Source organism: Clostridium akagii DSM 12554, from assembly GCF_000686725.1.
In the GTDB taxonomy this organism is placed as follows: Bacteria; Bacillota; Clostridia; order Clostridiales; family Clostridiaceae; genus Clostridium_I; species Clostridium_I akagii.
This window is the reverse complement of sequence record NZ_JMLK01000023.1, coordinates 47,745-58,536: the sequence shown is the minus strand read 5'-3', so window position 1 is coordinate 58,536 and position 10,792 is coordinate 47,745. Positions and strand designations below refer to the sequence as shown.

Here is a 10,792-nt window from a genome sequence, read left to right as displayed (position 1 = left end):
TTAAGGAGGAAGAAATAAAATGGGAAAAGCTAAATTCCAAAGAAACAAACCACATGTAAACATCGGAACAATAGGACACGTAGATCACGGTAAGACAACATTAACAGCAGCAATAACAACTGTTTTAGCACAAAAGGGCGGAGCAGTAGCAACAAATTATGCAGAAATAGATAAAGCACCAGAAGAGAAAGAAAGAGGAATAACAATCAACACAGCACACGTTGAATATGAAACAGATAATAGACATTATGCACACGTAGACTGTCCAGGACATGCTGATTATGTAAAGAACATGATAACAGGAGCAGCACAAATGGATGGAGCAATACTAGTAGTAAGTGCAGCAGATGGTCCAATGCCACAGACAAGAGAACATATCTTGCTTGCAAGTAGAGTTGGAGTACAACATATAGTAGTATTCTTAAACAAAGCAGACATGGTAGATGACGAAGAATTAATAGAATTAGTTGAAATGGAAGTAAGAGAATTACTAAGCGAATATGGATTCCCAGGAGATGATACACCAATCATCGTAGGAAGTGCATTAAAAGCATTAGAAAATCCAACAGATGCAGTAGCAACTAAGCCAATATTTGACTTAATGGATGCGGTAGATAGCTTTATACCAACACCAGTAAGAGCAACAGACAAACCATTCTTGATGCCAGTAGAAGATGTATTTACTATCACAGGAAGAGGAACAGTTGCAACAGGAAGAGTAGATAGTGGAGTTCTACATGTAGGAGACGAAGTAGAAATCGTAGGGTTAAAAGAAGAAACAGGCAAGACAACAGTAACAGGAGTAGAAATGTTCAGAAAACTTCTTGACGAAGCAATGGCAGGAGATAATATAGGAGCATTACTAAGAGGAATACAAAGAGATGACATCGAAAGAGGTCAAGTACTTGCAAAACCGGGTTCAATAACACCACATACAAGTTTTGTAGGTCAAGTGTATGTATTGAAGAAAGAAGAAGGCGGAAGACACACACCATTCTTTGACGGATATAGACCACAATTTTATTTCAGAACAACAGATGTAACAGGATCAATCAAATTACCAGAAGGAATGGAAATGGTAATGCCAGGAGATCACATAGATATGAAAGTTGAGTTAATCAACCCAGTAGCTATGACAGAAAACTTAAGATTCGCTATCAGAGAAGGCGGAAGAACAGTTGGATCAGGCGTTGTTACTTCTATAACTAAATAATTTGACATTGTAAACTAATTATAAAATGAAGCTTCGTTTTGAAAGGAGAAGAGGACGCTCTTCTCTTTTTTAGTTAGAAAAATAATTATGTTTAATGACCATCTTATTTTTGTAAATTAAAATTTACAAAAATACTTGTCAAAATATTAGATTAGTTGTATAATATAATAGTTGTTATGTTGAAACAGCGATGAGGTAAGAGGTAGCCGCACTTACGGGGAATTCTTACTGAGTATGTCACGGTCATGAACCGGGCGACGGATATTTTGTGTTGTTCTGATATTAAAAAGAAACACCAGGAACAGTTTACAGAACGTCCGCTGTTGTACGTAAGAAGCAGAGCGTGCGATGAAAAGGAGGGAAATTAAAATGGCAAACCAAAAAATAAGAATTAGATTAAAAGCATTTGATCACACAATACTTGATCAGTCCGCTGAAAAGATTGTTGAAACTGCTAAATCTACAGGAGCAAAGGTGGCAGGTCCTGTACCACTACCTACTGAAAGAGATTTAGTTACTATATTAAGAGCACCACATAAATACAAAGATTCAAGAGAACAGTTCGAAATTAGAACTCATAAAAGACTTATTGATATATTAAGTCCTTCACCTAAAACTGTTGATGCTCTAATGAGATTAGACTTACCAGCAGGCGTTGATATTGAAATAAAATTATAATAATAAAATTAATACTTGGCGGTTATGATCGCTATGCGATCCACTAATTCGTTTGGGAGGTGCAATTATGAAGAAAGCTATATTAGGTAAAAAACTGGGAATGACTCAGATATTTAACGAAGCGGGAAAAGTTATTCCTGTTACAGTTATAGAAGCAGGTCCATGTGTTGTTTTACAGAAGAAAACAGTTGAAAAAGACGGTTATGATGCTATACAAGTTGGTTTTCATGACAAAAGAGAAGGTTTGGTTAATAAACCGGTAAAAGGTCATTTTGCTAAAGCTGGAGTTACAACATATAAAAGATTCATAAAAGAATTAAGATTAGAAGATATAAGTACTTATGAACTTGGTGCTGAATTTAAAGCTGATATCTTTGCATTTGGTGACAAGGTAGATGTATCAGGAGTTTCAAAGGGTAAGGGATTTCAAGGAACAATTAAAAGATGGAATGCACATAGAGGACCTATGAGTCATGGTTCTAAGTTCCATAGAGCAGTTGGTTCAATGGGAGCTTCATCAGATCCATCAAGAACATTTAAAAACAAGAGAATGCCAGGACATATGGGCCATGTAAATACTACAGTTCAAAATTTGGAAATTGCTAGAATAATTCCAGAAAAGAATGTAATATTGATAAAAGGTGGAGTACCTGGACCAAACAAAGGTTTCGTAGTTATAAAAAGCGCAATTAAAGCTTAATTTATAAGAGAGGAGGATACAGAATGCCTACAGTAGGATTGTTTAATAAAGAAGGAAATAAAGTTGGAGATATAGAACTCTCAGAAAATGTATTTGGAGTTGAAATTAAAGCTTATGCTGTTCATCAAGTTGTAGTTGCTTTACTTGCAAACAAAAGACAAGGTAACCAAAGCGCTAAGACTAGATCAGAAGTTTCTGGAGGTGGAATTAAGCCTTGGAGACAAAAAGGTACTGGTAGAGCAAGACAAGGATCAATAAGAGCTCCACAATGGATTCATGGTGGAATTGTTTTTGCTCCAAAACCAAGAGACTATAGAATTTCAGTTCCAAAATCAATGAGAAGAGTTGCAATGAAATCAGCTTTAACTAGTAAAGTTGTTGAGAATGAAATTATTGTTCTAGAGAGTTTAGATATAGAAACTCCTAAAACAAAGGAAATGGTAAAAATGTTAGCAGCTTTGAAAACAAAAAAAGCACTAATAGTTGTAGCTGAATCAAATGAAAATGTATATAAATCACTAAGGAACATTGAAGGAGTTTCAGTAATACCTGCAAACAACTTAAATGTTTATGATATCCTTAAATATGATAATTTCATAATAACTAAGGATGCTGTATCAAAAATTGAGGAGGTGTATGCATAATGAATTTAACTAATTTTGATATTTTAAGAAAACCAATAATAACTGAAAAAAGTATGGTTGAAATGCCAGACAAAAAATACACCTTTAAAGTTGATGTGCATGCAAACAAATCCCAAATAAAAAGAGCTGTAGAAGAAGTTTTCAGTGTTAAAGTTGAAGACGTAAAAACAGCAAATATATTTGGAAAAACAAAAAGAGTTGGAGTACATGTTGGTAAAAGAGCTGACTATAAAAAAGCAATTGTTAAACTAACAGCTGATAGTACACCAATTGAGTTCTTTGAAGGAATGAAATAAGTAAATAGAATAGCTGTTATTGGCTGTAAGCCAGATAAGCGCAAAAAAGGAGGAATACAGAATGGCAATAAAGGGTTTTAAACCAACGACTCCTTCAAGAAGACATATGACTGTAAGTACATTTGATGAAATTACAACAAATGAACCAGAAAAATCTCTTCTTGTTGAACAGAAACGACAGGCGGGTAGAAATGCTCGTGGTAAAATAACTGTTCGTCATAGAGGCGGCGGAGCAAAGCAACAATATAGAATAATAGATTTTAAAAGAAATAAAGATGATATTCCTGCAAGAGTAAATAGCATAGAATATGATCCAAATAGAACAGCATACATTGCTCTTGTTTTTTATACAGATGGGGAAAAGAGATATATAATAGCGCCAGCCGGACTTAAAGTTGACGATATTGTTGTGTCAGGACCAAAATCAGATATAAAAATAGGAAATGTTTTACCACTTCAAAATATACCAGTTGGTACAACTGTACATAATGTTGAATTAGCAAAAGGCAAAGGCGCTCAACTTGTTAGATCAGCAGGTGCTAGTGCACAACTTATGGCTAAAGAAGGAAACTTCGCAACATTAAGACTTCCAAGTGGTGAAATGAGATATGTTAGAATCGAATGTAGAGCTGCAATAGGAACAGTTTCAAACCTTACACATGAAATTGTGAACATAGGTAAAGCTGGTAGAAAAAGACATATGGGATTCAGACCAACAGTCAGAGGTTCAGTAATGAATCCAAACGATCATCCACATGGTGGTGGTGAAGGTAAAGCACCAGTTGGACACCCAGGTCCACTTACTCCATGGGGTAAACCAGCGCTTGGTTATAAGACAAGAAAGAATAAGAAATATTCTAATAGACTTATTATTAAGGGTAGAAACACTAAATAGTTGAAGAGAATAGAAAATTCTCTTCTATAATAATAGTTAAGTGAAGGGAGGCCATCAACTTGAGTAGATCAGTAAAAAAAGGACCATTCGTACAAGAGATACTTCTTAAGAGAATTAATGAAATGAATAAGAGTGGCGAAAAGAAAGTTATAAAAACTTGGTCAAGAAGTTCAACAATTTTTCCACAAATGGTAGGTCACACTATAGCTGTTCACGACGGAAGAAAACATGTTCCAGTTTATATGAGTGAAGATATGGTTGGACACAAATTAGGAGAATTTGTTCTTACAAGAACTTTCAAAGGACACGGAGATAACACAGAGAAGTCTTCAGCACTTCGATAGTTTAGAAAGGAGGCAAAATCAATGGAAGCAAAATCTATAGTTAAATATGTTAGAATTTCTCAAATGAAAGTTGGAGTAGTTCTTGATTTGATAAGAGGAAAAAATGTTAACGAAGCTTTCGCAATATTACAATATACTCCGAAAGATGCAGCAGTTGTTATTAATAAAGCATTAAAGTCAGCAGTTGCTAATGCTGAAAACAATTTAAATCTAGATGTGAATAGTTTATATGTTGCTGATGCATTTACTGGTGCAGGTCCGACTTTAAAAAGATTCAGACCACATGCACAAGGTAGAGCATTTAAAATTAAAAAAAGAACTAGTCACATTACCCTAGTTGTAAAAGAAAGATCATAAAAGGAGGGAAATAGTGTGGGACAAAAAGTTAATCCGAATGGCCTAAGAGTGGGTATAATTAAAGATTGGAGTTCTAGATGGTATGCAGATAAGAAAAATTTTGCAGATTATTTAATTGAAGATAATACAGTTAGAAAGTATGTTAAAAACAAGCTTCAGAACTCAGGAATTTCTAAAATTGAAATTGAAAGAGCGGCTAAAAGAGTTAAATTAAACATTTTCACTGCTAAACCCGGAATGGTAATTGGTAAAGGTGGTACTGGAATTGAGTCTTTAAAGAAAGAACTTAAAGAATTAATTGCTAATAAAAATGTTTTAATCAATATTGTAGAAGTAAGAAATGCAGACAGCGATGCACAGCTTATGGCTGAAAACGTAGCTTCTCAATTAGTAAGAAGAATATCTTTTAGAAGAGCAATGAAACAAACTATACAAAGAGCAATGAAATTTGGAATAAAAGGAGTTAAGATCTCATGTTCAGGGAGACTTGCAGGAGCAGAAATTGCAAGAAACGAACAGTATCATGAAGGAACAATTCCACTTCAAACTTTAAGAGCTGATATTGATTATGGTTTTGCAGAAGCAGATACTACATACGGTAAAATTGGTGTAAAGGTATGGGTATATAAAGGTGAAGTTCTTCCTGTAAAGAAGACTATTGTAAAAAAGGAAGAAGCAAACGCGTAAAGGAAGGAGGAATACGGTATGTTAATGCCTAAAAGAGTTAAACGTCGTAAAGTTCAAAAAGGAAGAATGAAGGGTAAAGCTACAAGAGGTAACTTTATTGCTTATGGCGATTACGGTATACAGGCTTCGGAATGTGGTTGGATTACAAGTAATCAAATTGAAGCTGCCAGAGTTGCTATTAACAGATATGTAAAAAGGGGAGGAAAGCTTTGGATTAAGATTTTCCCTGATAAGCCAGTAACTGAAAAACCAGCAGAAACTCGTATGGGTTCTGGTAAAGGATCACCAGAATATTGGGTAGCAGTTGTTAAACCAGGTAGAGTATTATTTGAAATAGCAGGTGTAACTGAAGAACAAGCAAGAGAAGCTATGAGACTAGCTCAACATAAACTTCCTATAGCATCTAAATTTGTTACAAGGAAAGATTTTGAGGAAATGGGTGGTGAAATTCATGAAGGCTAAAGAATTAAGAGAAACAAGTCCTCAAGATCTACAGACAAAGTTGATCGATTTAAAAACTGAACTATTTAGACTAAGATTTCAGTTAGCTACTGGCCAACTTGAAAATCCTATGAGGATAAAAGAAGTGAAAAAATCTATAGCCCAGATTAAAACCATCCTTAGGGAAGAAGAACTAAGGGCGTTTGAACAGTAAAACTGAAAGGAGGTTTGTCCTGTGGAAAGAGGAAATAGAAAAACAAGAGTTGGTAAAGTTGTTTCAGATAAAATGGATAAAACTATTGTAGTGGCTGTTGAAACTAGAGTTCGTCATCCTTTGTATGGCAAAACTATAAACAGAACTACTAAATTTAAATCTCATGATGAAAATAATGATGCTAAAGTTAATGATAAAGTATTAATTATGGAAACAAGACCTTTGTCTAAAGATAAAAGATGGAGACTTGTAGAAATAGTTGAAAAGGCTAAATAGTCGGATTATGAAGGGAGGGTATTTAGATGATACAACAACAAACAGTATTAAAAGTTGCAGACAATTCTGGTGCTAAAGAAATTATGTGCATTAGAGTATTAGGTGGTTCCAAGAGAAAGTGGGGAAACATCGGAGATATAATTGTGGCTAGCGTTAAAAGCGCAACACCAGGCGGTGTTGTTAAAAAAGGTGAAGTTATTAAGGCTGTAATAGTGAGAACTGTAAAAGGTTTAAGAAGAGCAGATGGCTCATATATTAAATTCGATGAAAATGCGGCTGTAATTATAAAAGATGATAAACAGCCAAAAGGAACTCGTATCTTCGGACCTGTTGCCAGGGAGTTAAGAGATAAAGAATTTAATAAAATATTATCACTAGCACCTGAAGTTTTATAAGATTGGGAGGTGACTTAGATGGCATCAAGTAAAGTACATGTTGTTAAAAAAGATACAGTTGTGGTTATTTCAGGAAAAGATAAAGGAAAAATCGGTGAAGTTTTAGCGGTTAATCCAAAGAAATCAACTGTATTAGTTAAAGATGTTGGTATTGTAAAAAAACATCAAAAACCAAATAAAGCAAATATGCAGGGTGGAATTATAGAAAAAGAAGCTGCAATAAATAGTTCAAAAGTCATGCTTTATTGCACAAAATGCAAATCAGCTACAAGAGTGAGTCATAAAATTTTAGATGACGGAGCAAAAGTAAGAGTGTGCAAAAAGTGTGGAGAAACATTTTAGATTTTGAAAGGAGGGCTAATGGATGGCTGCAAGACTAAAGGAAAAGTATGAAAACGAAGTGGTTTCAGCACTAATGGAAAAACTAGGATACAAAAACGTTATGGAAGTACCTAAACTTGAGAAAATAGTTATTAACATGGGTGTTGGTGAAGCTAAAGAAAATACAAAAGTTTTAGAGTCAGCTACAGCGGACTTAGAATTAATATCAGGACAAAAACCAATTTTAACACGATCAAAAAAATCAATTGCAAATTTCAAAATTAGAGAAAACATGCCAATAGGCTGTAAAGTTACTCTAAGAAAAGAAAAAATGTATGAATTTGCTGATAAGCTTATGAACGTTGCATTGCCAAGAGTAAGAGACTTCAGAGGAGTTTCAAGTAAATCTTTTGACGGAAGAGGAAATTTCGCTTTAGGAATTAAAGAGCAATTAATTTTCCCTGAAGTTGAATATGATAAGATAGATAAAGTAAGAGGTATGGATATAATATTTGTTACTACAGCAAAAAGTGACGAGGAAGCAAGAGAATTATTGAGATTCCTTGGTATGCCATTTGCTCAATAAAAGGAGGTAATAACGTGGCACGTAAGGCAATGATCGAAAAATGGAAAAAAGAACCAAAGTTTTCAACAAGAGCGTATACAAGATGTAGAATATGTGGAAGACCACATTCAGTATTAAAAAAATACGGAATTTGCCGTATTTGTTTCAGAGAACTTGCGTACAAAGGCGAGATACCTGGTTGCATGAAAGCAAGTTGGTAATTGTTATCAAATGAAAGGAGGCATAAACCATGGTTATGACAGACCCGATTGCGGATTTGCTAACGCGTATAAGAAATGCTAACGTAGTTAAGCACGAAGTAGTAGAAATTCCTTCTTCAACTATTAAGAAGGCAATATCAAATATAATGCTTCAAGAAGGATATATTAAGAGTATTGAGGAATACAACGATGGAACAGTTCCAATGCTTAGATTAGGCTTAAAATATAAAAACAAAGATAGAGTTATTACAGGACTTAGAAGAATATCGAAACCAGGTCTAAGAGTTTATTGCAGAAAAGAAGAAACTCCTAAAGTATTGAACGGATTAGGAATTGCAGTAATATCAACTTCTAAAGGTATCGTAACTGATAGAGAAGCAAGAAAACTAGGATTAGGTGGAGAAGTTATCTGCTACATCTGGTAGTTAGATGAACAGGAGGTGTAATTATGTCAAGAATAGGTAAAATGCCTGTAGTCATTCCAACTGGAGTAACTGTAGCAGTAACACCAGACAACGTTGTTACTGTAAAAGGCGCAAAAGGCGAACTTATTAAGCCTATGCACAAAGATATGAAAATTGTTGTGGAAGATGGTAATGTTATTGTTACTAGACCAAGCGATGATAAAAACCACAGAGCTCTTCACGGATTAACAAGAGCACTAATAAATAACATGGTAATTGGAGTAACAGAAGGTTATTCAAAAACTCTTCAATTAGTAGGTGTAGGTTATAAAGTTCTATTAAAGGGCAAAAACATGACTTTGAGTCTTGGATTTTCACATCCAGTTGAAATAGCCTCAGTTGAAGGTATAGATTTTGTAACTCCTGATGCAAGCACGATTATTATTAAAGGTATCGATAAAGAATTAGTAGGATCTGTTGCTGCGGACATTAGAAAATGGAGAAAGCCTGAACCTTATAAAGGTAAAGGAATTAAATATAGTGATGAAGTTGTTAGACGTAAAGAAGGTAAGACTGGTAAGTAACTTTTAGAAAGGAGTGAAATTGTATGTTTAATAAACAGGACAGGAGCAAATCAAGAACAAGACGTCATATAAGAGTGCGTAAAAAAGTTTTTGGTACTGCAGAAAGACCTAGACTTGCAGTTTTCAGAAGTGAGAAGAATATATATGTTCAGATCATTGATGATATGGCAGGCAATACCCTTGTCGCTGCGTCAAGTAAAGATAAGGATTTTACTGTTAAATTAGGTAGTAATAAAGAAGCGGCAAGACTTGTCGGTGAAGTTATAGCAAAACGAGCAGCTGAAAAGGGCATAAAAGATGTAGTATTTGACAGAGGTGGATATGTATACCACGGAAGAGTTAAAGAACTTGCTGAAGGCGCAAGAGAAGCTGGATTACAGTTTTAAAAAAGGAGGGAAATAAATGAGAATCGATCCTAGCACACTAGACCTTAAAGAGAAAGTTGTACAAATAAACAGGGTTGCAAAGGTTGTTAAAGGTGGAAGAAATTTTAGATTTAGCTGTTTAGTAGTAGTTGGAGACGAAAACGGACACGTTGGAGTAGGAACTGGTAAATCAGTTGAAATACCTGAAGCAATAAGAAAAGGAATTGAGGATGCTAAGAAGAACCTTGTGAATGTTGCAATGGTTGAAGGAACAGTCCCTCATAGAGTAGAAGGAATCTTCGGTACTGGAAAAGTTTTAATTATGCCAGCTAGCGAAGGTACTGGAGTTCTAGCAGGAGGTCCTGCCAGAGCAGTACTTGAACTTGCAGGGATCAGAGACGTTAGAGCTAAATCATTAGGTTCTAACAATGCACGAAATATGGTTAATGCTACAATAAATGGTTTATCAAGATTAAGAACTGCAGAAGATATTGCTGCTCTTAGAGGTAAAACTGTTGTAGAAATAACAGGTTAGGAGGAGTTAGCATGGCTAAGATTTCAATAACACTTACAAAGAGCTTAATAGGTAGAAAAAAGACTCACATAGCTACTGTTAATGCCCTTGGACTTAGAAAAATAGGCAAAAAAGTTGAAAAAGAAGATTCTCCTCAAATAAGAGGTATGATAGAGAAAGTTAAATATCTTTTAAACATAGAACTAGTTTAATATAAAACAGGGGAGGTGCAAAATATGAAACTTCATGAGTTAAAACCTGCAGCAGGATCTAAAAAAGCTCCTAAAAGAGTTGGTAGAGGTACTGGTTCAGGCAATGGTAGAAATGCTGGTAGAGGTGAAAATGGTCAGAACGCAAGATCAGGAGGTGGAGTAAGACCTGGTTTTGAAGGTGGTCAGACACCACTTTACAGAAGATTACCTAAACGTGGATTTACAAACATATTTGCTAAGCAGATAGTTAGTATAAATGTTGATAGATTGAACATATTTGAAGATGGTTCAGTGATTACAGTTGAGACATTACTACAAAGAGGCGTTATCAGCAAAGTTAAAGATGGCGTAAAGATACTTGGCAACGGAGATCTTACAAAAAAACTTACTGTCAAAGTCAATAAATTTTCAAAGGTAGCAGCTGATAAGATTGAAGCTGCTGGAGGAAAAGCAGAGGTGGTATAGT

The 10,792-nt window shown here is 34.9% G+C and carries 22 protein-coding genes; all 22 read left to right on the top strand.

Annotated features, from left to right (window positions below; genetic code table 11):
- The first annotated feature begins 19 nt into the window (after positions 1–19).
- The 22 genes from tuf to rplO all read left to right on the top strand — a co-directional run bounded on the left by tuf (position 20) and on the right by rplO (position 10,791).
- Positions 20–1,213 carry an elongation factor Tu gene (gene tuf, locus BR66_RS0112735; protein ID WP_026883287.1) on the top strand — a complete coding sequence of 398 codons (1,194 nt, stop codon included), beginning with the start codon at positions 20–22 and terminating at the stop codon, positions 1,211–1,213.
- Positions 1,214–1,582: 369 nt separating this feature from the next.
- Positions 1,583–1,891, top strand: a complete 309-nt coding sequence (gene rpsJ, locus BR66_RS0112730; RefSeq protein ID WP_026883286.1) for a 30S ribosomal protein S10 — start codon at positions 1,583–1,585, stop codon at positions 1,889–1,891.
- 67 nt (positions 1,892–1,958) lie between these two features.
- A complete protein-coding gene (gene rplC / locus BR66_RS0112725; protein WP_026883285.1) occupies positions 1,959–2,591 on the top strand; it encodes a 50S ribosomal protein L3 in 633 nt (210 codons plus the stop codon).
- 23 nt (positions 2,592–2,614) lie between these two features.
- Positions 2,615–3,235, top strand: a complete 621-nt coding sequence (gene rplD, locus BR66_RS0112720) for a 50S ribosomal protein L4 (protein WP_026883284.1) — start codon at positions 2,615–2,617, stop codon at positions 3,233–3,235.
- Entirely contained in the window at positions 3,235–3,531 is a 297-nt protein-coding gene (rplW, locus tag BR66_RS0112715) for a 50S ribosomal protein L23 (RefSeq protein WP_026883283.1), read from the top strand. The genes rplD and rplW overlap by 1 nt, the downstream gene beginning before the upstream one ends.
- A 61-nt stretch (positions 3,532–3,592) precedes the next feature.
- Positions 3,593–4,426 (top strand): 50S ribosomal protein L2, encoded by an 834-nt coding sequence (gene rplB, locus BR66_RS0112710; protein WP_026883282.1) that lies wholly within the window; start codon positions 3,593–3,595, stop codon positions 4,424–4,426.
- A gap of 59 nt (positions 4,427–4,485) precedes the next feature.
- Positions 4,486–4,770 carry a 30S ribosomal protein S19 gene (rpsS, locus tag BR66_RS0112705; RefSeq protein WP_026883281.1) on the top strand — a complete coding sequence of 95 codons (285 nt, stop codon included), beginning with the start codon at positions 4,486–4,488 and terminating at the stop codon, positions 4,768–4,770.
- 21 nt (positions 4,771–4,791) lie between these two features.
- On the top strand, positions 4,792–5,127 hold the full coding sequence (gene rplV, locus BR66_RS0112700) for a 50S ribosomal protein L22 (protein ID WP_026883280.1): 336 nt from the start codon (positions 4,792–4,794) through the stop codon (positions 5,125–5,127).
- A 15-nt stretch (positions 5,128–5,142) separates the two neighbouring features.
- Complete coding sequence (rpsC, locus tag BR66_RS0112695) at positions 5,143–5,814, top strand: 30S ribosomal protein S3 (protein WP_026883279.1); 672 nt, start codon at positions 5,143–5,145, stop codon at positions 5,812–5,814.
- Between the two features lie 18 nt (positions 5,815–5,832).
- Positions 5,833–6,276: a 50S ribosomal protein L16 gene (gene rplP, locus BR66_RS0112690; protein WP_026883278.1), complete on the top strand. Its 444-nt coding sequence runs from the start codon at positions 5,833–5,835 to the stop codon at positions 6,274–6,276.
- The gene (rpmC, locus tag BR66_RS0112685; RefSeq protein ID WP_035796198.1) at positions 6,266–6,469 is read left to right on the top strand and encodes a 50S ribosomal protein L29; all 204 of its coding nucleotides are present in this window, start codon (positions 6,266–6,268) and stop codon (positions 6,467–6,469) included. The genes rplP and rpmC overlap by 11 nt, the downstream gene beginning before the upstream one ends.
- A 21-nt stretch (positions 6,470–6,490) precedes the next feature.
- The gene (gene rpsQ / locus BR66_RS0112680; protein WP_026883276.1) at positions 6,491–6,745 is read left to right on the top strand and encodes a 30S ribosomal protein S17; all 255 of its coding nucleotides are present in this window, start codon (positions 6,491–6,493) and stop codon (positions 6,743–6,745) included.
- Positions 6,746–6,771: 26 nt separating this feature from the next.
- Complete coding sequence (gene rplN, locus BR66_RS0112675; RefSeq protein ID WP_026883275.1) at positions 6,772–7,140, top strand: 50S ribosomal protein L14; 369 nt, start codon at positions 6,772–6,774, stop codon at positions 7,138–7,140.
- Positions 7,141–7,158: 18 nt separating this feature from the next.
- Positions 7,159–7,482 (top strand): 50S ribosomal protein L24, encoded by a 324-nt coding sequence (gene rplX / locus BR66_RS0112670; RefSeq protein ID WP_026883274.1) that lies wholly within the window; start codon positions 7,159–7,161, stop codon positions 7,480–7,482.
- A gap of 22 nt (positions 7,483–7,504) precedes the next feature.
- The gene (gene rplE, locus BR66_RS0112665) at positions 7,505–8,047 is read left to right on the top strand and encodes a 50S ribosomal protein L5 (protein ID WP_026883273.1); all 543 of its coding nucleotides are present in this window, start codon (positions 7,505–7,507) and stop codon (positions 8,045–8,047) included.
- Between the two features lie 14 nt (positions 8,048–8,061).
- A complete protein-coding gene (locus BR66_RS0112660; RefSeq protein ID WP_026883272.1) occupies positions 8,062–8,247 on the top strand; it encodes a type Z 30S ribosomal protein S14 in 186 nt (61 codons plus the stop codon).
- 29 nt (positions 8,248–8,276) lie between these two features.
- Complete coding sequence (gene rpsH / locus BR66_RS0112655; RefSeq protein ID WP_026883271.1) at positions 8,277–8,672, top strand: 30S ribosomal protein S8; 396 nt, start codon at positions 8,277–8,279, stop codon at positions 8,670–8,672.
- A gap of 23 nt (positions 8,673–8,695) precedes the next feature.
- Positions 8,696–9,235 (top strand): 50S ribosomal protein L6, encoded by a 540-nt coding sequence (gene rplF, locus BR66_RS0112650; RefSeq protein WP_026883270.1) that lies wholly within the window; start codon positions 8,696–8,698, stop codon positions 9,233–9,235.
- 23 nt (positions 9,236–9,258) lie between these two features.
- Positions 9,259–9,621, top strand: a complete 363-nt coding sequence (rplR, locus tag BR66_RS0112645; RefSeq protein ID WP_026883269.1) for a 50S ribosomal protein L18 — start codon at positions 9,259–9,261, stop codon at positions 9,619–9,621.
- A 16-nt stretch (positions 9,622–9,637) separates the two neighbouring features.
- The gene (gene rpsE, locus BR66_RS0112640; protein ID WP_026883268.1) at positions 9,638–10,135 is read left to right on the top strand and encodes a 30S ribosomal protein S5; all 498 of its coding nucleotides are present in this window, start codon (positions 9,638–9,640) and stop codon (positions 10,133–10,135) included.
- Between the two features lie 11 nt (positions 10,136–10,146).
- Positions 10,147–10,326 carry a 50S ribosomal protein L30 gene (gene rpmD / locus BR66_RS0112635; RefSeq protein WP_026883267.1) on the top strand — a complete coding sequence of 60 codons (180 nt, stop codon included), beginning with the start codon at positions 10,147–10,149 and terminating at the stop codon, positions 10,324–10,326.
- A gap of 24 nt (positions 10,327–10,350) precedes the next feature.
- Positions 10,351–10,791, top strand: coding sequence for a 50S ribosomal protein L15 (rplO, locus tag BR66_RS0112630; RefSeq protein WP_026883266.1), 441 nt, complete (start codon positions 10,351–10,353; stop codon positions 10,789–10,791).
- Position 10,792 lies beyond the last annotated feature (1 nt).

Excerpts from the sequence above, each read along its gene's own strand:
- rplO (WP_026883266.1), top strand. The coding sequence starts at position 10,351 with ATGAAACTTCATGAGTTAAAACCTGCAGCAGGATCTAAAAAAGCTCCT.
- rpsH (WP_026883271.1), top strand. The coding sequence starts at position 8,277 with ATGGTTATGACAGACCCGATTGCGGATTTGCTAACGCGTATAAGAAAT.
- rpsE (WP_026883268.1), top strand. The coding sequence starts at position 9,638 with ATGAGAATCGATCCTAGCACACTAGACCTTAAAGAGAAAGTTGTACAA.
- rpmC (WP_035796198.1), top strand. The coding sequence starts at position 6,266 with ATGAAGGCTAAAGAATTAAGAGAAACAAGTCCTCAAGATCTACAGACA.
- rplE (WP_026883273.1), top strand. The coding sequence starts at position 7,505 with ATGGCTGCAAGACTAAAGGAAAAGTATGAAAACGAAGTGGTTTCAGCA.
- rplF (WP_026883270.1), top strand. The coding sequence starts at position 8,696 with ATGTCAAGAATAGGTAAAATGCCTGTAGTCATTCCAACTGGAGTAACT.
- rpsJ (WP_026883286.1), top strand. The coding sequence starts at position 1,583 with ATGGCAAACCAAAAAATAAGAATTAGATTAAAAGCATTTGATCACACA.
- rplB (WP_026883282.1), top strand. The coding sequence starts at position 3,593 with ATGGCAATAAAGGGTTTTAAACCAACGACTCCTTCAAGAAGACATATG.
- rplR (WP_026883269.1), top strand. The coding sequence starts at position 9,259 with ATGTTTAATAAACAGGACAGGAGCAAATCAAGAACAAGACGTCATATA.
- rplD (WP_026883284.1), top strand. The coding sequence starts at position 2,615 with ATGCCTACAGTAGGATTGTTTAATAAAGAAGGAAATAAAGTTGGAGAT.
- rpmD (WP_026883267.1), top strand. The coding sequence starts at position 10,147 with ATGGCTAAGATTTCAATAACACTTACAAAGAGCTTAATAGGTAGAAAA.
- rplW (WP_026883283.1), top strand. The coding sequence starts at position 3,235 with ATGAATTTAACTAATTTTGATATTTTAAGAAAACCAATAATAACTGAA.
- rplV (WP_026883280.1), top strand. The coding sequence starts at position 4,792 with ATGGAAGCAAAATCTATAGTTAAATATGTTAGAATTTCTCAAATGAAA.
- rplP (WP_026883278.1), top strand. The coding sequence starts at position 5,833 with ATGTTAATGCCTAAAAGAGTTAAACGTCGTAAAGTTCAAAAAGGAAGA.
- rplC (WP_026883285.1), top strand. The coding sequence starts at position 1,959 with ATGAAGAAAGCTATATTAGGTAAAAAACTGGGAATGACTCAGATATTT.
- tuf (WP_026883287.1), top strand. The coding sequence starts at position 20 with ATGGGAAAAGCTAAATTCCAAAGAAACAAACCACATGTAAACATCGGA.
- rplX (WP_026883274.1), top strand. The coding sequence starts at position 7,159 with ATGGCATCAAGTAAAGTACATGTTGTTAAAAAAGATACAGTTGTGGTT.
- rplN (WP_026883275.1), top strand. The coding sequence starts at position 6,772 with ATGATACAACAACAAACAGTATTAAAAGTTGCAGACAATTCTGGTGCT.